Genomic DNA, 17,473 nt, shown 5'->3' on the forward strand with positions numbered 1-17,473 from the left:
AGGATCGGGGCCGGGTGTTCAGCCCACCAGGCGCGGGAACAGCGCATGGTCCATGGGTGCGCCGGCCGGCAGTTCGTCGGCCAGCCCTGGGAAGTCGGGTGAGGTGGTCCAGCGCCGCGGCGCATGGCGGATGTCGTCGCCCAGGAAGCGGACCGAGAACACGCGGCGGCGCTGCGTGCCATCCACGCCGGCGGCCGCGTGCAGGGTCAGCATGTGGAAGCAGACGAAGTCGCCCGGTGCGATGTCCCAGCCCAGGATGGGGAAGCGCTCGCGCGCTGCCTCGATGTCGGGCAGGTCCGCCAGGCTGCCTTCGGGGAACCACCTGGCCTGGTGGTCCATGAAGGTGCGCGGCATGAGCCAGGGGCCGCGGTGCGAGCCGGCCACGAACTCCAGCGTGGACGCGCGCGGCACCGGATCGACGGGGATCCACATGCTCACGTTCTGCATGCCGTCGATGTTGTAGTAGGGCTGGTCCTGGTGCCAGGGCGTCTTCTGCCGCGTGCCGGGCTCCTTGACCAGCAGGTGGTCGTGGTAGAGCCGCACTTCGCGCGATCCCATCAGGCGCTGGGCCAGCAGGGCCAGCGGCGTCTCGTGGATGAAGCGGCGGTAGGCGGCGATCTCCTGCCAGTTGCAGAAATCCTCGAAGAAGCGACCCGGGTCGTCGGGGCGGCTTGCCACCTTGCCGCGCGGGCTGGGCGCGGCAAGGTTCTGGGCTATGCCTTGCGCCAGCAGCGCCAGCTCATCGGCCGTCAGCAGCTGGCGGACGACGCAGGCGCCGTCGCGCTGGAACTGCTCCACCGTCGCGTCGTCCACGCGCTCGGCGACGCGCCGGCGCAGCGTTTCGGTGTCGGGCAGGCCGGCCATGGCTCACTTCACCATCGGCAGCTTGAGACCGAACTTCTTGGCCGTCGCAATCGCGAGTTCGTAGCCTGCGTCGGCATGGCGCATCACACCGGAGCCGCAGTCGTTGACGAGCACGCGGGCCAGCCGCTTGTCGGCTGCCTCGGTGCCATCGCACACGATGACCATGCCCGCGTGCTGCGAGTAGCCCATGCCCACGCCGCCGCCGTGGTGCAGGCTGACCCAGGTGGCGCCGCCCGCGGTGTTGAGCAGCGCGTTGAGCAGCGGCCAGTCGCTCACTGCGTCGGTGCCGTCGCGCATGCCCTCGGTCTCGCGGTTGGGGCTGGCGACCGAACCCGTGTCCAGGTGGTCGCGGCCGATCACGATGGGGGCCTTGAGCTCGCCCGTGCGCACCATCTCGTTGAAGGCCAGGCCCGCGAGGTGCCGCTCGCCCAGGCCCAGCCAGCAGATGCGCGCCGGCAGGCCCTGGAAGGCGATGCGTTCGCGCGCCATGTCCAGCCAGCGGTGCGTGTGCTTGTTCTCGGGAAACAGCTCCTTGATCTTGGCGTCGGTCTTGTAGATGTCCTCCGGGTCGCCCGAGAGCGCGACCCAGCGGAACGGGCCCTTGCCCTCGCAGAACAGCGGGCGGATGTAGGCCGGCACGAAGCCCGGGAAGTCGAAGGCGTTCTGCACGCCTTCATCGAACGCCACCTGGCGGATGTTGTTGCCGTAGTCCACGGTGGGCACGCCCATGGCTTGGAAGTCCAGCATGGCCTGCACGTGCTGCGCGCAGCTGCGCGCGGCGGCGGTCTTCAGCGCGGCATGCTGGGCCGGGTCGGCCATCGCGGCCTTCCACTGCGGCACGGTCCAGCCCGCCGGCAGGTAGCCGTGGATCAGGTCGTGTGCCGAGGTCTGGTCGGTCACGAGGTCGGGCCTGAGGCCACCGGCCTTGGCGCGCCGGACGAGTTCGGGCAGCACCTCGGCCGCGTTGCCCAGCAGCGCGATCGACACCGCCTCCCTGGCCGCCGTGTGCTGGCGCAGCAGTTCGATGGCGTGGTCGATGTCGCGTGCCTGCTTGTCGACGTAGCGCGTGCGCAGCCGGAAGTCGATCGAGCTCTGCTGGCATTCGATGGTCAGCGAGCAGGCGCCCGCCAGCGTGGCCGCCAGCGGCTGCGCGCCGCCCATGCCGCCCAGGCCGGCCGTCAGGATCCATTTGCCGGACAGGTCGTTGGCGTAATGCTGGCGACCGGCTTCGACGAAGGTCTCGAAGGTGCCCTGCACGATGCCCTGGCTGCCGATGTAGATCCAGCTGCCCGCCGTCATCTGGCCGTACATGAAGAGGCCCTTGCGGTCCAGCTCGTTGAAGTGCTCCCAAGTACCCCACTTGGGCACGAGGTTGGAGTTGGCCAGCAGCACGCGCGGCGCGTCGGCATGGGTCTTGAACACGCCGACCGGCTTGCCCGACTGCACGAGCAGGGTCTCGTCCTCGTCCAGGTCCTTGAGCGAGGCCAGGATCTGGTCGAAGCATTCCCAGTTGCGCGCCGCGCGGCCGATGCCGCCGTAGACCACGAGGTCCTCGGGCCGCTCGGCCACGTCGGGGTGCAGGTTGTTCTGGATCATGCGGAACGGCGCCTCGGTCAGCCAGCTTTTGCAGGTGAGCGCGGTGCCCGTGGGCGCGGCGATCCTGCGGCTGGGGTCGTGGCGGGTGCCGATCTCGGCGACGAAGGGTGCGGGTGCGTTCATGGCGGTCTCCTCGGGGTGTTCAGGCGTGGCTGGGCAGGATGGCGGTGACGGCGGTAGGCCAGGGGCGGCCCTGGGCACCCAGGGCCCATTGCCGCATGGATTGCACGTCGGGCGCAAGGTAGCGGTCCTGTTCGATGAAGCCCACGTGGGCGCGGATCGCGTCGAACTCGGCCTCCATGAGCGGGCTGGACTTCAGCTCGTGTTTCAGCTCGATGCCCTGGCAGGCGGCCATGGCCTCGATGCCCACGACCACGGCCGTGTTGTCCACCATGTCGGCCAGGCGGCGCGCGGCGAAGGTGGCCATGGACACATGGTCTTCCTGGTTGGCCGAGGTCGGCAAACTGTCCACGCTGGCCGGGTGCGCGAGCGACTTGTTCTCCGACGCGAGCGCCGCGGCCGTGACCTGGGCGATCATGAAGCCGGAGTTGACGCCGCCGTCGCGCACGAGGAAGGGGGGCAGGTTTGATAAGCCCGAATCCAGCAGCAGCGCCATGCGGCGCTCGGAGATCGCGCCGACCTCCGCCACCGCGAGCGCGATGATGTCGGCCGCGAAGGCCACGGGCTCGGCGTGGAAGTTGCCGCCCGAGATGACCTCACCCGTGTCGGTGAAGACCAGCGGGTTGTCCGATGCGGCATTGGCCTCGATCACGAGCACGCGCGCGGCATGGGCCAGGTTGTCCAGGCAGGCGCCCATGACCTGCGGAATGCAGCGGATCGAGTACGGGTCCTGCACGCGGCCGCAGTTGGCATGGCCCGGGATGATCTCGCTGCCTTCGAGCAAGGTGCGCACGGCGCCCGCCACCGCGATCTGGCCGCTCTGGCCGCGCGCGGCATGGATGCGCGCATCGAAGGGCTTGATCGAGCCCTGGATGGCTTCGAGCGACAGCGCGCCGGCCATGAGGCCCGCGGCGAACACGTTCTCGGCGCCGAACAGGCCGGACAGCGCGAGCGCGGTCGAGACCTGGGTGCCGTTCAGGAGCGCCAGGCCCTCCTTGGGGCCCAGCACGAAGGGCTCCAGGCCGATGGCGCGCATGGCCTCACGGCCGGACACCACGCGGCCGTCCGCCAACTCCGCCTCGCCCTCCCCGATCAGCACGCAGGCCAGGTGGGCTAGCGGCGCGAGGTCGCCCGAAGCGCCGACCGAGCCCTTGGCCGGGATGCGCGGGACCACGCCCGCGTTGAACAGGGCCAGCAGCGCATCGACGATCTCGGGTCGGACGCCCGAGTGCCCGCGCGCCAGGCTCACGGCCTTGGTGGCCAGCACCAGCCGCACGACGCTGGCCGCGAGCGGCACGCCCGTGCCGACCGCGTGCGAGAGCACCAGATTGCGCTGCAACTCGGCCAGGCGCCCGGGAGGGATCACCGTCTGCGCGAGCTTGCCGAAGCCGGTGTTGATGCCGTAGACCACGGCACCGGCATCGAGGATGGACTGGACGGTGGCTTGCGCGGCCATCAGGCCGGCACGCGCGCCCGCGTCCAGCGCCAGCCGCACGCCGCCGGCGTGGATGCGCCGCAACGGGGCCAGGCCCACATCGCCGGGCGAAAGCGTCAAGGTGTCGGTTTCAGTGCTCATCGCATTTCCTGTCTATACAAGTACGGGCGAAAAAAACTCAGGCCAGGCACCTCCGTTGCGTTCTGCGAATGCAACGGTCGCGCTGGTCGGTGCCCCAGCGGCATTCGCGCTGGCGTCGATCCCCGCTGCGCGGGGCCCCTCGCCGCGTGCGCTCATGCAAGCCCCTGGTTCCCATCGTTGCGCAGCCGGCTGCCCAGCCGGTAGCGCGAGGCCGGGTGCAGGCAGCGCACCAGCGTTATGGTCTGGCCGCGCGCCCAGGTGCGGCGCGTCAGCAGCAGGCAGGGTTCGGCCTGGTCCATGGCCAGGCGCTCGGCCTGCTCGGGCGTGGGCAGCACCGCGTCCACGAGGTGCTCGATCTGGTCGAACGGCACGTTGCGCACCAGGTACTCGCTGGGCGGCATGGCCGAGAAGTCCTGCTCGAGGAAGGCCGGCACGAGGCGCGGGTTCACGTAGCGGTCTTCCAGCTGCACGGGCACGCCGTCCTCCAGGTGCAGGCAGACGCAGTGCACCAGGGATTCGCCCATGCGCACGTCCATCCAGACCGCGACATCGGGCGAGGCCGCCACGCGCTCGGCGGCGAGCAGCTGGAAGCCGTAGTCGTGGCCGCGGCCGCGGATCTCGCTGGCGATGTTGGCGATCTGCAGCAGCGTGGACTGCGGCTTGGCCTCGGCCACGAAGCTGCCCACGCCGGCCACGCGCACGACGCGGCCCTGGTCCATGAGCTCGCGCAGCGCGCGGTTGGCCGTCATGCGCGAGATGCCGAACTGCGCCACGAGTTCGTGCTCGGACGGCAGCCGGTGCCCGGCCGGCCACTCACCGCTCTGGATGCGGCGCGTGATGTGCTCCTTGACCTGCTCGTACAACGCCAGCGCGGGCGCCGCATCGGAGTGCGCGGGCGTGCGGCGGGTGGTCGCGGAGGCGGGCTTCATCTCAATGTTCCGCAGCGGCCATGGACTCGGCGCGGATCTCTTCCGTGAGCCGGGCCTTGAGTTCCATGAATTCCGGCGTGGTCTTGACCGTGTAGTGGCGCGGGTGCGGCAGGTCCACGGCGATCTCTGTCTTGATGCGGCCCGGCCGCGCGCTGAACACGGCCACACGGCTGGCCATGAAGATGGCCTCGTCGATGTCGTGGGTCACGAACAGCACGGTCTTCTGCTCGGCCTCCCAGATGCCCAGCAGCAGCTCCTGCATGAGCACGCGGGTCTGGTTGTCCAGCGCGCCGAAGGGCTCGTCCATGAGCAGGATCTTGGGGTCGTTGGCCAGCGCGCGTGCGATCGCCGTGCGCTGCTGCATGCCGCCCGAGAGCTGCTTGGGAAAGTGCTGCTCGAAGCCGCGCAGGCCGACCTTGGCGATGAAGTAGGCCGCCCGCTCCTTCTGCTGCGCCTCGGGCAGGCCGCGCTCGCGCAGGCCGAAGCGGATGTTCTGCTCGATGTTGAGCCAGGGGAACAGCGTGTAGCTCTGGAACACCATGCCGCGGTCGGCGCCGGGGCCTGCGATGGTCTGGCCGTCCAGCAGCACCTGGCCGCTGGTCGGATAGTCCAGACCCGCGACGATGCGCAGCAGCGTGGACTTGCCGCAGCCCGAAGGGCCCAGGATGGTCACGAAGTCGTTTTTGCGGACCTCGAAGTCCACCGGCTGCAAGGCCTGGGTGGATTGGCCGCCCGGGCTGGTGAAGGTGCGCGAGACGCCGCGGATGGAAAGTTGATTGCTCATCACAGGCTCGCCCAGGCGAACAGCTTCCTGTTGACCGCCTTGAAGATGAAGTCGGAGACCAGCCCGATCAGGCCGATCACGATGATGCCGAAGATGATCTGGCCGGTGTTCAGCAGCGCCTGGCTGTCGGTGATCATGTGGCCGATGCCCGAGGACGAGCCGATCAGCTCGGCCACGATCACGTAGGTCCAGGCCCAGCCCAGCACCAGGCGCAGTGTCTCGGCGATGCCGGGCGCGGCGCCCGGGATCAGCACGCGGCGCACGATGCCGGCGCTGTCGGCGCCCAGCGTGTAGGCGGCCTCCACGAGGTCCTTGCGCGCGCCGCCCACCGTCACGGCCACCATCAGGATGATCTGGAACACCGAACCGATGAAGATCACGAGCAGTTTCTGCGTCTCGCCGATGCCGGCCCACAGGATCAGCAGCGGGATGAAGGCCGAGGCCGGCAGGTAGCGGCAGAACGAGACGAAGGGCTCGAGGAAGGCTTCCACCGGCTTGTAGGCGCCCATCGCGATGCCCAGCGGCACGGCGATCACGGCGGCCAGGATGAAGCCGCCCAGCACGCGCCAGACCGTCATGCCGATGTCGTGGAGGAAGCCGTACTCGGTGAACAGCAGCCAGGCCTCCTGCACCATGGTGATGGGGCTGGCCAGGAAGGTCGGCGAGACGTAGCCGCCCAGCGTGAAGAACGCCCAGACGGCCACGAACAGCACGAAGAAGGCCAGGCCCAGCAGCCAGCGGGCCGTGGGGCTGACGGGCTCCAACGGCACCATGCCGCGGCGCCGGCGCGCCGGGGCTGCCGGCATGGCCGCGGGTGCGGCGGTCGCGGCCGGAGAGAGAACGCGGGTGGTGTCGCTGGCCATCGCTTTACTTGATGTAGCTGGCGTCGTACATGGCGGCCCAGTTGTCGGGCTGCTTGCGGATCACGCCGGCCTCCTGCAGGATGACCGCGGCCTCCTTCATGAAGGTCTCCAGCTCACCGGCGAAGAACTTCTGGTTGGCCGCCTTGTCCTGCCAGCGCAGGAAGCTCGCGGACTTGGCGAAGGCTTCGCCGCTCTGCTTGACGGCACCGCCCATGATCTCGTTGGCCTTGGCCGTGTCGCCCTTGATCATGTCCAGGGCCTGGAAGTACGAATCGGCCAGGGCCTTGGCGGCCGTGCCGTTGGCCTTGAGCCAGTCGGGCGCGCAGCCCAGCGTGTCCTGGATGTGCGGCAAGTCCAGCGTGGTCGCGAGGATCTTGCCGGCGGCGGCGTTGTCGCGCACGGTCGAGAGATAGGGCTCGTAGGTCACGGCGGCGTCGTTCTGGCCGGTCACGAAGGACTGGGCGGCGGCCTGCGGCGCCAGCGTGACGGTCTTGACGTCCTTCACGCTCATGCCGTTCTTGCTGAGCATCCAGGCCAGCGTGAAGTACGGGGCCGTGCCGGGTGCGTCCACGGCCACGGTCTTGCCCTTGAGGTCGGCGAAGCTCTTGATGTCGTTGCGCACGGCGATGCCGTCGGCGCCGTAGGACTTGTCGAGCTGGAAGATCTGCACGATGGGCACGCCGTTGGTGTTCCAGGCCACGTGGGTTTCCACGGTGGTGGCGGCGCACTGGATGGACTTGGAGGCCAGGGCCAGGTGGCGGTCCTTCTGCGGAATCATCTTGATCTCCACGTCCAGCCCGTTCTTCTTGAAGATGCCGGCCTTGTCGGCCAGCGTGAGCGGCGCGAAGCCGGTCCAGCCGGACATGCCGATCACGACCTTGGTCTGGGCCGCGGCGCCCTGGGCCAACGTGGCCAGCACGCCGGCAGCCAGCACGGTGGCGATCTTGGTGAAAACTGTCTTGGCCATGCGGCCCTCCTGGTTGGGGTTGAACGCTTCGGAACGCGGGCAGCGCCGGTACACCCCGGGGCAAGGGCACGCGCCGCGCAGTCTCATTCGCCTGAGCAGACCTGTATATACAGACTAACCCGCAAGTATCCCCAATTTGGGGCGCACTTCGGGCCGGGCTGGTGCGCGGTCACCGGGACGGTGCCTGCGCGGGCAGGGTGCCGGCGAATGAGAGCGTCTATGCAGGGAGCGTGCCAGTCTTGAAACACATCGAACTTGCGCACATAACATGTGCAAGTTGGAGGTTTCCATGAACATCACGCTTTCCGTTGATGAGCAGGTCGCGCAACGCGCGCGCGCGGCTGCGCAGAAGATGGGCAAGAGCCTGAACCAGGCCGTGCGCGACTACCTCGAGCAGTTGGCGGGCAGCGCCCAGCGTGAACAGCAATGGGCCCAGTTCGAGCAGAGTTGCCTGGAGGCCTCCACCCGGTTGGACGGCTGGCGCTTCGACCGTGACGAAGTCAACGCGCGCTGAGCCATGGCCGAGCGCGGGGCCGGGTGCGCATCGTCAATCCGTTCGCAGGCGCTCCAGCCTGAGTCAGCCCTGCCGGGCCAGCAACGCGCCCCCCCTGCTCCACGTGCGTGGTGGCGATGCCTTCGCGCGCTCAGAGATCCAGGCCCATGCGGCCGAAGTCGTCGCGGCCGATGCGCGCGGTCACCGCCAGGTCGGCGTTCCAGCTGGCGATGCAGACGACTTCGCCCATCTGGCTTCAGTCCTTGCTACGGTCCAGCGCGAACGCGGCCATCTGCGCCTCGATGCGCGCCAGCTCGGCCTCGTCCAGCGCCACCAGCGGCGGACGCACACGCCGCCAGCCGGCATCCTGCTCGAGGATGGCCATGATGGCCTTGAAGGCGGCCGTCATGCCGTAGCCGCCCAGGATGTCCAGGAAGGCACGCACGCGTTGCAGATCGCGTTGCGCCGCCTCGTCGCCGCGGGCCACGGCCAGGCGGCCGACCAGGTGCGGCATCACGTTGGCGATGCCGCTCACGGCGCCCAGGCTGCCGCGGGCGCCCATGGTGGGCAGGTCGGGCTCGTTGCCCACCCAGACCTGCATGCCGGGCATGAAGGCCTCGGCATAGGCCACGGAGTCGGCGCGCGTGCAGCCGCTGTCCTTCAGGCCGACGATGGTCTCGGGATACAGCAGGCGCAGCGTGGAGATGACCTGGTGCGACAGGGGTACGCCAGAGACCTGGGGAATGTGGTACAGCACCGCGCGCAGGCGGGCGTCGGCCACGCCGTCGATCACGTAGCGGTAGGCGTCGATGATGCCCTGGTCGGGTACGCCCTTGAGGAAGAACGGCGGCAGGATCAGGCAGCGCGTGGCGCCGACCGACAGCGCATGGCGCGTGAGGGCCAAAGTGTCCGGGAGTGCGGCGCAGCTGGTCGAGACCAGGATGCGCTCGGCGGGCACGCCGCCGGCGATCAGGCCTTCCAGCGCGGCCTTGCGTTCGGCCACCGTGAACGAGGGACCCTCGCCCGTGGTGCCGAAGGGCGTGACGCCGGCGCAGCCGCCGTCGATCAAGGTCCTGGCATGCCGCGCGAACTTGGGGGTGTCGATGCCGAGGTCGGCGTTCAGGGGCGTCAGCAGTGCGGGCCAGATGCCGGCATGGGGTACGGGGGTGCTCATGGGATGACTTTCGGGTCGGTGGAATCAGGTGGAGCTGCCGAACTGCGCGTCCAGCTGCTGGTGGTGCGCGAGGCCCACGGTGTCGGCGAAGGCGGCATAGGACAGGCCGGGCTGCGCCAGCGCGCCGGGCGTACCGCCGGCCTGCAACGCGGCCAGCGATTCCTGCACCGCGCGGGCGGCACTGAACAGGGCCGTGACGGCGTAGAAGACCATGGCAAAGCCCATGGCCTGCAGCGCGGGCGCCGTCAAGGCAACGGCCGGCGTGCCGTCGACGATGGACACGACCTTGGGCCCGGTCACACGGCGCGCGACGGCCTCGACCTCGGCCACGGTCTTGATGCCGTCCACGAAGACGAGGTCCACGCCCGCGTCCTGGTAGCGCTGGGCACGCGACACCGCCGCGTCGATGCCGGCCGCCGGCAGCGCGTCGGTGCGGCCGATGATGAGCAGGCCGTCGCCTGCGCGCGCCTGCACGGCGCAGCGCAGGCGGCGAGCGTTCTCTGCCGCATCGATCAGGCGGATGCCGGCCATCTGGCCGCAGCGCTTGGGCGCGACCTGGTCCTCCAGGTGGATGGCCGCGACACCGGCCTGCACGTACTCGTGCACCGTGCGTTCGATGTTGGACGGGCCGCCGTAGCCCGTGTCGGCATCGGCGACCACGGGGATGCCGACCGCGCGCACCATGTCGCGCGCGTGCGTGGTCATCTCGGTCTGCGTGAGCAGGCCGATGTCGGGCTGGCCCAGCCGCGTGGCCGTGGCGCCGAAGCCCGTCATGTAGATCGCCGGGAAGCCCGCGCGTTCGACCAGGCGGGCGCTGAGGCTGTCGTAGGCGCCGGGCGCCTGGACGATGGTGCCGCTGGCGAGTAGGTTTTGGAGTGTGGCTGCGGGGTGGGGCATGGGTTCAACTCATCATGAGCCCGCCATCGACGTTGATGGCCTGGCCTGTCATGTAGTCCGATTCCGGCGCGGCCAGGAAACCCGCGACGTCGGCCACGTCCTCGGGCCGCTGCGGCCGCCCCAGCGGGATGCCGGCAATGCGCTGCTGCCAGATCTGGCCTTCGCCCAAGCCTTGCAGTGCGCCCCAGTCGCGGTCCATGCCGCGCCACATCTCGCTCTCCACCAGGCCCGGGCAGATCGCGTTGACCGTGAGGTGCGGCGCGCACGCGATGGCGGCCGACTGCGTAAGGCTCAGCACGGCGGCCTTGCTGGCACGGTAGTGCGGGATCACGGCCGCGATCGGGCCGGCGCCCGGTCGGCCGGCGATCGAGGCCATGGTGATGATCTTGCCGCGCGGCCGCCCTTGCGCCAGTGGCACCTGCTGCAGCATCTGGCGCGCGGCGGCCTGCAGGCTCAGGAAGCAGCCCTTGACGTTGACGCCCAGCATCCGGTCCCAGTCAGCGCCTTCGAGTTCGAGCAGCGGCTTCAACTGCATGATGCCGGCGTTGCAGACCATCACGTCCAGCCGGCCGTGTTCGGCCACGGTGCGCTCCACGAGCTGGCGGCACTGCGCGGCGTCGGTCACGTCGGCCTGAACGCCCAGCGCCCCGATCTCGTCGGCCGCGTGCTGGCAGCGTGCGGCGTCGATGTCGGACACCACGACGCGCGCGCCTTGCGCGGCGAACTTGCGCGCCACGGCCAGGCCGATGCCCTGGCCCGAACCGGTGACGGCGACGACCAGTCCTGGCGTCATACGGGCTTCTTGCGAACCAAGGGCTGGTCCTGCACATAGGTGCGGTTCCAGACCGGCGAGATCACGAGTTCGTTCACGCAAACATGCGCGGGCGCCTCCGCGATGAAACGGATCGTGCGGCCCAGGTCGGCCTCCTGCAGCATGCGGGCCTTGTCGGCCTCGGTCGGCTGCACCGGCCGCTTCTTGAGGATGGGCGTGGCCACTTCGCCCGGGCACAGCGCCGTGGCGCGCAGGCCGTTCACGCACTCCTCGATGTTGAAGGAATGCGTGAGCGCCATCATCGCGGCCTTGCTCGACGTGTAGGCCGGGCCTGTCATGTATTCGTAGTGGAAGCCCGCGAACGAGGCCACGTTGATGACCGTGCCCTGCCCGCGCGCGCGCATGCCCTGGACGACGGCCAGCGTGCAGTAGGTCGCGCCATTCAGGTTGATCCCCACCACGTCGGCGAAGGTCTCGGCATCGGTGTCGCACCAGTAGCGCTTGGGGTAGTTGAGCCCCGCGCTGTTGACCAGGATGTCGACCCGGCCGAACGCGGCCTGGATCGCATCCGCCACGGCGTTCACGTCCTTGGCGTCGGCCACGTTCAGCGGCCTGGCCGTGATGCTGCCGGCCGGCGCGCCGCGCGCTTGCGCCTCCACGATGGCCGCGTCCAGCTTGGCCGCATCGCGGCCCGAAATGACGACACGCGCACCGGCCTTGGCCAGGTCCACCGCACCGGCCAGGCCGATGCCGCTGCCGCCGCCCGTGACCCAGGCGACCTGTCCTTCCAACAGTCCGCTCACTTGCACCCCCTTCGGCCTGCGGCCTGTCCCCCCGAGGGGGAGCGAGCTTGCTTGGGGCGGCCCGGCGCGGCGCTCATTGGCCGCGGATCCGCTTGAGTTCCTCGGTCACCAGCGCGATCGGCTCGTCGCCGATGGCCTTGGCATGGCGCTCGTAGATGACCTTGGTCTTCTCGCGGATGCGCGCGGTCTCGGCGGGGCTGATCTCGTTCACGGCCATGCCCTTGCCGCGCAGGTTGTCCACGCTCTTGGCCTCCATGGCGCGGTTGGCGCGGCGCTGTTCCGCGCGGCCGACCACGGCGCATTCCTTGAGCACGGCGTGCTCCTGCTCCGACAGGCCGTCCCAGACCTTCTTGGAGAACAGCACCAGCGTGGGGCTGTAGGCGTGCTTGGACAGCGTGAGGTACTTCTGCACCTCGTAGAACTTCATGTTCTCGATGTTGGTGAACGGGTTCTCCTGGCCGTCGACGGTCCTGGTTTCCAGCGCCGAATAGACCTCGGTGAAGGCCATGGGCACGGCATTGCTGCCCAGAGTCTTGAAGGTGTCCAGGTAGACGTTGTTCTGCATCACGCGCATCTTCACGCCCTCGAAGTCCTCGACCTTGGTGATCGGTCGCTTGGAGTTCGTCGTGTGGCGAAAGCCGTTCTCCCACCAAGCCAGGTTGACGAGGCCCACGGCCGGCATCTTGGCCGAGAACCAGTCGCCGACCTTGCCGTCCAGCAGCTGGTCGGCCTCGGCCGCGGTGTTGAACAGGAACGGCAGGTCGAACACGCCCAGCGCCGGCACGATGGACACCACGGGCGCCGTGGAGGTCAGCACCATGTCGATGGAGCCCGTGCGCACGCTCTGCGTGCTGGTCAGGTCGCTGCCCAGCGCGCCGTCCCAGAAGGGCTGGATCTTCATCTTGCCGCCGGACTTCTCCAGCGTGCAGGCGCCCATGGCGGCCAGGCCGTTGCCCATGGGATGCTCCTTGCTCACGCCGTTGGAGACGCGGAAGTTGCGGTTCTGGAACTGGGCGCTGGCAGTACCTGCGGCCAGGGCCAGGGTGGCGGCGGCCACGGCGGTCAGGGCAACGCGGGAAATGTTCTTCATGTTCATGTCTCCGGGAGTGAAAAGAAGGAAATCAGCTCAGCCAGCGCAAGGGCACGAGCACGAGGTCGGGGAACAGCACGAGCAGGAAGAGCACGATGAGTTCGGCCCACAGGAAGGGCCACAGCCCTTTCATGAGCTCGCCCATCGAGATCTTGGCCACCCCGCACATCACGTTGAGCACGATGCCCACGGGCGGCGTGATCAGGCCGATCGCGTTGTTCATGATGAACAGCACGCCGAAGTACACGGGGTCGATGCCGGCCTCCTTGATCACGGGCATCAACACCGGCGTGAGGATCATCAGCGTGGGCGCGAAGTCCAGTGCCGTGCCGACGATGACCACGATCACCATGATCACGAACATCAGCACGATCTTGTTGAACATGAAGGGCTGCAGCATGGCCGAGACCTGTTGCGGCACTTCGGACGTGGTGATGAGCCAGGCCGACACCAGGGCCGCGGCGATCAGGAACACCACCACGGCCGTGCTCTTGGCGGCCGACACCAGCAGCGGGTAGAGCTGGCGCAGCGGCAGTTCGCGGTAGACGAAGGCCCCGAGGATGAAGGCGTAGACGCAGGCGACCACGCCGGCCTCGGTCGGCGTGAAGATGCCGAACTTGAGGCCACCGATGATGCCCAGCGGCATCAGCAGCGCCCAGATGCCGTCGACCGCGGCGCGGCCGCGCTGGGCCATGCTTTGGCGCGGCAGCACGGCCACCTTGTCGCGCCGAGCCACCCACTGCCAGGCCACCAGCAACGACAGGCCCATCAGGATGCCCGGGAAGATGCCCGCGAGGAACAGCTTGCCGATGGACACGTTGGCGATCACGCCGAACACGATCAGGCCGATGGACGGCGGAATCACGGGCGCGATCACGCCGCCAGCGGCGATCAGGCCGGCCGAACGCGGCACGTCGTAGCCGGCGCGGCGCATCATGGGGATCAGCAGCGCGCCGATCGCGGCTGCGTCGGCCGCGGCGCTGCCCGAGATCGCGGCCATCATGACCGAGGCGAAGATGGCGACGAAGCCCAGGCCGCCGCGCAGATGGCCGACCCAGGCCAGCGCGACGTTCACGATGCGCTTGGAGATGCCGCCCGCATTCATGAGCTCGCCGGCCAGCATGAAGAACGGGATCGCCAGCAGCGGGAAACTGTCCGCCCCCTCGATGAGCTTTTGCGACAGGATGGTGGTGTCGATCTGGCCCTGGGCGACCATCAGCGCGGCGCCGCAGACCAGCAGCGCGAACGCGATCGGCAGGCCCAGCAGCATGGCGCCGAGCAGCGAGAAGGTGAAGACGGCGATCGTCATGCTTTGGCCTCCACGGGCGTGCCGTGCGGCGCTTCCTCGCTCTCGCTGACGGCGACCAGTTCGTCGTCGCGGATGCGCCCTGTGGCGATGCGCCACAGCGTGCGCAGCGCCATCAGGCCGATGGCGCCGGCCGTGAGGTAGGACACGCCGAACACCCAGATCATGGGCAGGCCCGTGACGGGCGCAGCCGTGGTGGCGTTGATCTCGTGCTGCACCCAGGTGCCGCGGAACATCATGAAGCAGCACAGCAGCGTGAGCCCCTGGCACAGTGCCAGGCAGACCAGCTTGCCGCGGCGGCCGAGCTTGCTGACAAGGGCGTCCATGCCCAGGTGCGCTCCCTCGCGCATCGCGACGATGGCGCCGATGAAGGTCAGCCAGATGAAGAAGAAGCGCGACAGCTCCTCCGACACCTGGATGCCCGAGTTGAAGGCATAGCGCAGCAGCACGTTGCCGAACACCATGAGCACCATGCCCAGCAGCAGCGCTGCGAGCACGGCCTCGATGGCCTTGAACACGCGGTCCATCAGATCACCTTGCCTGGGTTCAGCAGGTTCTGGGGATCGAGTGCGGCCTTCAGCGTGCGCATGAGCGCGATCTCCTCGGGGCTGCGCGCGTACGACAGGTAGGGCTTCTTCGCCGTGCCAATGCCGTGCTCGGCCGAGATGCTGCCCTGGAAGTCGCGCACGGTGCTGTAGATCACCTCGTCCATGCGCTTCTTGGGTTGCTCCTCGATCGACAGGCCCTCCACCCAGGCCACGAGGTGCACGTTGCCATCGCCGATGTGGCCGTAGTAGACGCTCTGGCAGCCCGGAATCTGGGCCAGCAGCGCGGCCTTGCACTGCGCAGCGAAGGCGTCCATGTCGCGCACGGCGAGCGCCACGTCGTAGGAGACGTGGGGGCCGAGTGCCTGGAAGAATTCGGAGCAGGCATCGCGCAGCGCCCAGAACGACTGCGTGTCGGCGACGGACTGGGCCAGCGCGGCGTCGGCCAGGCCACCGTCGCCGGCGAACTGCTCCAGCCAGGCGGCGAAGCGTGGGCCGTCCACGGCCTCGTCCGTGCCCTGGGCCTCCACGAGCACGTAGAAGCCATGGTCGCCGGCCACGGGCGGGCGCACGCCCACGCGCTGGGTGACGACTTCCCAGTAGTCGGGCCACATGACCTCGAAGGCCGAGAGCAGCGGCCCCAGACCGCGGCGCGCGGCGCCCAGCAGGCGCACGACGGACGCGTAGTCCGGCAGCGCGCACAGCGCCGACATCGTGCAGCCCGGCTGCGGATGCAGCTTGAGCACGATGCGCGTGATGATGCCCAGCGTGCCTTCGCTGCCGATGAACAACTGCTTCAGGTCGTAGCCCGCGTTGTTCTTCATCATCTTGTTCAGACTGGTCACGACGGTGCCGTCGGGCAGCACCCATTCCAGACCCAGCACCAGTTCGCGCGCCATGCCGTAGCGGATCACGCGGTTGCCGCCAGCATTGGTCGACAGGTTGCCGCCGATCGCGCAGGAGCCGCGCGAACCCAGGTCCAGCGCGAAGTACAGGCCGGCGTCGCTTGCTGCGCGCTGCACCGCCTCCAGCGGCGTGCCGGCGCGTACGGTCATGGTGGCGCTGTCGGGGTCGATCTCCTCCACGCCCACCAGCCGCTCCAGCGACAGCGCGACCCAGCCGTCTTCCGGCCGGGCACCGCCACACAGGCCGGTCAGCCCGCCCTGGGGCACGACGGGCAGGCCAGCCTCACGGCAGGCGCGCAGCGCGGCCGAGACGCCGGCCGCGTCCACCGGGCGGACCACGGCGAGCGGGTTCGTCGGCGACTGCGTGCTCCAGTCGTTGCGGTTGCGCTCGGGCACGTCGGCGCCAATCAGCACCGTGGCGGCGCCCAACTGGTCACGCAGCCGGGTCAGCACTTCGATGGCGCGGGCCGCGTCTGCGCCCGCCAGGATGGTCGTGTTCATGGCGGGCAAGTATCCTTGTATGTAAGGTACTAAAGCACTAGTACAAATACCGATGGCAGAATGCACGGGCCCCGCGCGGGGAATCGGTTTGTTCTGCGAGACTCGGACGCCCTTGCTCCCGACGGGCGCAGCCACAGGAGACCGCGCCGTGAGCGCACCCAGTTTCAAGATCGAAGCACCCCGCTCGCTGGCGACCCAGGTCGCCCAGCGGCTGCGCGAAGCCATCGTCGACGGCCAGTTCGCGCTGGGCGAGATGATTCCGGAGGAGCAACTCGCCAGCTCGTTCGGCGTGAGCCGCACGCCCGTGCGCGAGGCGTTGAACCAGTTGCAGCTGCTAGGCCTGGTGGCCGTCAAGCCGCAGCGCGGCAGCTATGTGTTCGAGGCGACCGAAGCCGATGTGGAGGCGCTCTGCGAGTTCCGCATGCTGATCGAGCCGCGCGCCGCCGAGCTGGCCTTTCGGCATGCGCGCACAGAGACCATCGCCGAGGTCCAGGCCGCCATCGCCGAGATGACGGCCGCGCGCAAGAGCAAGGACGGTGTGCGCTACAGCCGCGCCGACACGCGGCTGCACGAGGCCTTCGTCCTGCACTGCGGCAACAGCTACCTGCAGGCCGCCTACGCCACGGCCGGCGCCAAGATCGCCGCATTGCGCACGCACCTGTCGGCTCCGGCCGATGTGCTGCGCCCGGCCGGCTACGAGCAGCACCAGCAGTTGCTAGCCCACTTCAGCGCCGGCGACTTCGCGGCCTTCGACGCGCTCATGCGCGTGCACGTGGCCGGCACGCGCGAGAACTACGTGGCCAGCCTGAAGGCGCGGCGCGCGGCCGCAGCCTGAAACACGCTCAGAGGCGCTGCAGTTGGCCGAGCGCCTCGAGCAGCCGGTCCAGCTCGGTGGACTTGTCGTAGATGCCGTCGATGCGCAGGGCCGCGCAGCGCTCGCGGATGCTGGGCGTGGCGTAGTTGCTCAGCACGTAGACGCGCTGGCCGGCACCGCGCTGCTCGAAGGCCCGGGCCACGCCCAGGCCGGAACCCTGCACGAGGAACAGGTCGACCAGGGCCACGTCCCAGGCCGCGCGGCGCATGGCGCCGATGGCCGCGGCCTCGCCATCGGCCCAGTCCACGACCTGCGCGCCCAGCACCTCTTCCAGCATCTCCTGCATGCTCTGGCGGATGAGGGGGTTGTCTTCCACGAGGAAGATGCGCAGCGGCATGGAGCGATGGCCTGTGGTTGGACTGCATGCTAGCGCCGCGCGGCCCCGCTTGATGTAGGTCAAGCGCGCTTCGTCCC

18 protein-coding genes are annotated in these 17,473 nt (G+C 69.1%); 2 read left to right on the forward strand and 16 right to left on the reverse strand.

Annotated features, from left to right (window positions below):
* Nucleotides 1–18: 18 nt before the first annotated feature.
* From IE209_RS03150 to IE209_RS03180, 7 genes are all read right to left on the reverse strand, one after another.
* On the reverse strand, nucleotides 19–864 hold the full coding sequence (locus IE209_RS03150; RefSeq protein ID WP_189685577.1) for a phytanoyl-CoA dioxygenase family protein: 846 nt from the start codon (nucleotides 862–864) through the stop codon (nucleotides 19–21).
* Between the two features lie 3 nt (nucleotides 865–867).
* Nucleotides 868–2,583: a urocanate hydratase gene (gene hutU, locus IE209_RS03155; RefSeq protein WP_189685578.1), complete on the reverse strand. Its 1,716-nt coding sequence runs from the start codon at nucleotides 2,581–2,583 to the stop codon at nucleotides 868–870.
* A 19-nt stretch (nucleotides 2,584–2,602) separates the two neighbouring features.
* Nucleotides 2,603–4,156, reverse strand: coding sequence for a histidine ammonia-lyase (gene hutH / locus IE209_RS03160; protein ID WP_189685579.1), 1,554 nt, complete (start codon nucleotides 4,154–4,156; stop codon nucleotides 2,603–2,605).
* A 152-nt stretch (nucleotides 4,157–4,308) separates the two neighbouring features.
* Complete coding sequence (gene hutC / locus IE209_RS03165; protein WP_189685580.1) at nucleotides 4,309–5,085, reverse strand: histidine utilization transcriptional repressor HutC; 777 nt, start codon at nucleotides 5,083–5,085, stop codon at nucleotides 4,309–4,311.
* A 1-nt stretch (nucleotide 5,086) separates the two neighbouring features.
* Nucleotides 5,087–5,869 (reverse strand): ABC transporter ATP-binding protein, encoded by a 783-nt coding sequence (locus IE209_RS03170; RefSeq protein WP_189685581.1) that lies wholly within the window; start codon nucleotides 5,867–5,869, stop codon nucleotides 5,087–5,089.
* A complete protein-coding gene (locus IE209_RS03175; RefSeq protein ID WP_189685582.1) occupies nucleotides 5,869–6,732 on the reverse strand; it encodes an ABC transporter permease in 864 nt (287 codons plus the stop codon). The genes IE209_RS03170 and IE209_RS03175 overlap by 1 nt, the downstream gene beginning before the upstream one ends.
* Before the next feature lie 4 nt (nucleotides 6,733–6,736).
* Nucleotides 6,737–7,699 carry an ABC transporter substrate-binding protein gene (locus IE209_RS03180; protein WP_189685583.1) on the reverse strand — a complete coding sequence of 321 codons (963 nt, stop codon included), beginning with the start codon at nucleotides 7,697–7,699 and terminating at the stop codon, nucleotides 6,737–6,739.
* Between the two features lie 289 nt (nucleotides 7,700–7,988).
* Between IE209_RS03180 and IE209_RS03185 the strand changes: the two genes are divergently transcribed.
* Entirely contained in the window at nucleotides 7,989–8,213 is a 225-nt protein-coding gene (locus tag IE209_RS03185) for a DUF6364 family protein (protein ID WP_189685584.1), read from the forward strand.
* Between the two features lie 235 nt (nucleotides 8,214–8,448).
* Here the strand turns inward: IE209_RS03185 and IE209_RS03190 are convergent, their stop codons facing one another.
* The 8 genes from IE209_RS03190 to IE209_RS03225 form a co-directional block, all read right to left on the reverse strand.
* Entirely contained in the window at nucleotides 8,449–9,366 is a 918-nt protein-coding gene (locus tag IE209_RS03190) for a dihydrodipicolinate synthase family protein (RefSeq protein WP_189685585.1), read from the reverse strand.
* Nucleotides 9,367–9,390: 24 nt separating this feature from the next.
* Entirely contained in the window at nucleotides 9,391–10,263 is an 873-nt protein-coding gene (locus IE209_RS03195) for an isocitrate lyase/PEP mutase family protein (protein ID WP_189685586.1), read from the reverse strand.
* Nucleotides 10,264–10,267: 4 nt separating this feature from the next.
* Nucleotides 10,268–11,056 carry an SDR family NAD(P)-dependent oxidoreductase gene (locus tag IE209_RS03200; protein WP_189685587.1) on the reverse strand — a complete coding sequence of 263 codons (789 nt, stop codon included), beginning with the start codon at nucleotides 11,054–11,056 and terminating at the stop codon, nucleotides 10,268–10,270.
* Complete coding sequence (locus IE209_RS03205) at nucleotides 11,053–11,838, reverse strand: SDR family oxidoreductase (protein ID WP_229882671.1); 786 nt, start codon at nucleotides 11,836–11,838, stop codon at nucleotides 11,053–11,055. Before IE209_RS03205 ends, IE209_RS03200 begins: the two co-directional genes overlap by 4 nt.
* A 73-nt stretch (nucleotides 11,839–11,911) precedes the next feature.
* Entirely contained in the window at nucleotides 11,912–12,928 is a 1,017-nt protein-coding gene (locus tag IE209_RS03210) for a TRAP transporter substrate-binding protein (protein WP_229882672.1), read from the reverse strand.
* A 31-nt stretch (nucleotides 12,929–12,959) separates the two neighbouring features.
* Nucleotides 12,960–14,237, reverse strand: a complete 1,278-nt coding sequence (locus tag IE209_RS03215; protein ID WP_189685589.1) for a TRAP transporter large permease — start codon at nucleotides 14,235–14,237, stop codon at nucleotides 12,960–12,962.
* A complete protein-coding gene (locus IE209_RS03220; RefSeq protein WP_189685590.1) occupies nucleotides 14,234–14,761 on the reverse strand; it encodes a TRAP transporter small permease in 528 nt (175 codons plus the stop codon). The genes IE209_RS03215 and IE209_RS03220 overlap by 4 nt, the downstream gene beginning before the upstream one ends.
* Nucleotides 14,761–16,185: an FAD-binding oxidoreductase gene (locus tag IE209_RS03225; protein WP_189685591.1), complete on the reverse strand. Its 1,425-nt coding sequence runs from the start codon at nucleotides 16,183–16,185 to the stop codon at nucleotides 14,761–14,763. Before IE209_RS03225 ends, IE209_RS03220 begins: the two co-directional genes overlap by 1 nt.
* 148 nt (nucleotides 16,186–16,333) lie before the next feature.
* Between IE209_RS03225 and IE209_RS03230 the strand changes: the two genes are divergently transcribed.
* Nucleotides 16,334–17,020 carry a GntR family transcriptional regulator gene (locus IE209_RS03230; protein WP_229882673.1) on the forward strand — a complete coding sequence of 229 codons (687 nt, stop codon included), beginning with the start codon at nucleotides 16,334–16,336 and terminating at the stop codon, nucleotides 17,018–17,020.
* Nucleotides 17,021–17,027: 7 nt separating this feature from the next.
* Here the strand turns inward: IE209_RS03230 and IE209_RS03235 are convergent, their stop codons facing one another.
* Nucleotides 17,028–17,396 carry a response regulator gene (locus IE209_RS03235; protein ID WP_189685593.1) on the reverse strand — a complete coding sequence of 123 codons (369 nt, stop codon included), beginning with the start codon at nucleotides 17,394–17,396 and terminating at the stop codon, nucleotides 17,028–17,030.
* Nucleotides 17,397–17,473 lie beyond the last annotated feature (77 nt).

This window comes from Pseudorhodoferax aquiterrae (assembly GCF_014652235.1).
GTDB lineage: Bacteria > Pseudomonadota > Gammaproteobacteria > Burkholderiales > Burkholderiaceae_C > Pseudorhodoferax > Pseudorhodoferax aquiterrae.

What these genes read in the sequence shown, in the direction of transcription:
- IE209_RS03235 (WP_189685593.1), bottom strand. Translation starts at nt 17,396, where the DNA reads ATGCCGCTGCGCATCTTCCTCGTGGAAGACAACCCCCTCATCCGCCAG.
- IE209_RS03200 (WP_189685587.1), bottom strand. Translation starts at nt 11,056, where the DNA reads ATGACGCCAGGACTGGTCGTCGCCGTCACCGGTTCGGGCCAGGGCATC.
- IE209_RS03190 (WP_189685585.1), bottom strand. Translation starts at nt 9,366, where the DNA reads ATGAGCACCCCCGTACCCCATGCCGGCATCTGGCCCGCACTGCTGACG.
- IE209_RS03225 (WP_189685591.1), bottom strand. Translation starts at nt 16,185, where the DNA reads ATGAACACGACCATCCTGGCGGGCGCAGACGCGGCCCGCGCCATCGAA.
- IE209_RS03215 (WP_189685589.1), bottom strand. Translation starts at nt 14,237, where the DNA reads ATGACGATCGCCGTCTTCACCTTCTCGCTGCTCGGCGCCATGCTGCTG.
- hutU (WP_189685578.1), bottom strand. Translation starts at nt 2,583, where the DNA reads ATGAACGCACCCGCACCCTTCGTCGCCGAGATCGGCACCCGCCACGAC.
- IE209_RS03195 (WP_189685586.1), bottom strand. Translation starts at nt 10,263, where the DNA reads ATGCCCCACCCCGCAGCCACACTCCAAAACCTACTCGCCAGCGGCACC.
- IE209_RS03170 (WP_189685581.1), bottom strand. Translation starts at nt 5,869, where the DNA reads ATGAGCAATCAACTTTCCATCCGCGGCGTCTCGCGCACCTTCACCAGC.
- hutC (WP_189685580.1), bottom strand. Translation starts at nt 5,085, where the DNA reads ATGAAGCCCGCCTCCGCGACCACCCGCCGCACGCCCGCGCACTCCGAT.
- hutH (WP_189685579.1), bottom strand. Translation starts at nt 4,156, where the DNA reads ATGAGCACTGAAACCGACACCTTGACGCTTTCGCCCGGCGATGTGGGC.
- IE209_RS03180 (WP_189685583.1), bottom strand. Translation starts at nt 7,699, where the DNA reads ATGGCCAAGACAGTTTTCACCAAGATCGCCACCGTGCTGGCTGCCGGC.
- IE209_RS03210 (WP_229882672.1), bottom strand. Translation starts at nt 12,928, where the DNA reads ATGAAGAACATTTCCCGCGTTGCCCTGACCGCCGTGGCCGCCGCCACC.
- IE209_RS03185 (WP_189685584.1), top strand. Translation starts at nt 7,989, where the DNA reads ATGAACATCACGCTTTCCGTTGATGAGCAGGTCGCGCAACGCGCGCGC.
- IE209_RS03220 (WP_189685590.1), bottom strand. Translation starts at nt 14,761, where the DNA reads ATGGACCGCGTGTTCAAGGCCATCGAGGCCGTGCTCGCAGCGCTGCTG.
- IE209_RS03175 (WP_189685582.1), bottom strand. Translation starts at nt 6,732, where the DNA reads ATGGCCAGCGACACCACCCGCGTTCTCTCTCCGGCCGCGACCGCCGCA.
- IE209_RS03150 (WP_189685577.1), bottom strand. Translation starts at nt 864, where the DNA reads ATGGCCGGCCTGCCCGACACCGAAACGCTGCGCCGGCGCGTCGCCGAG.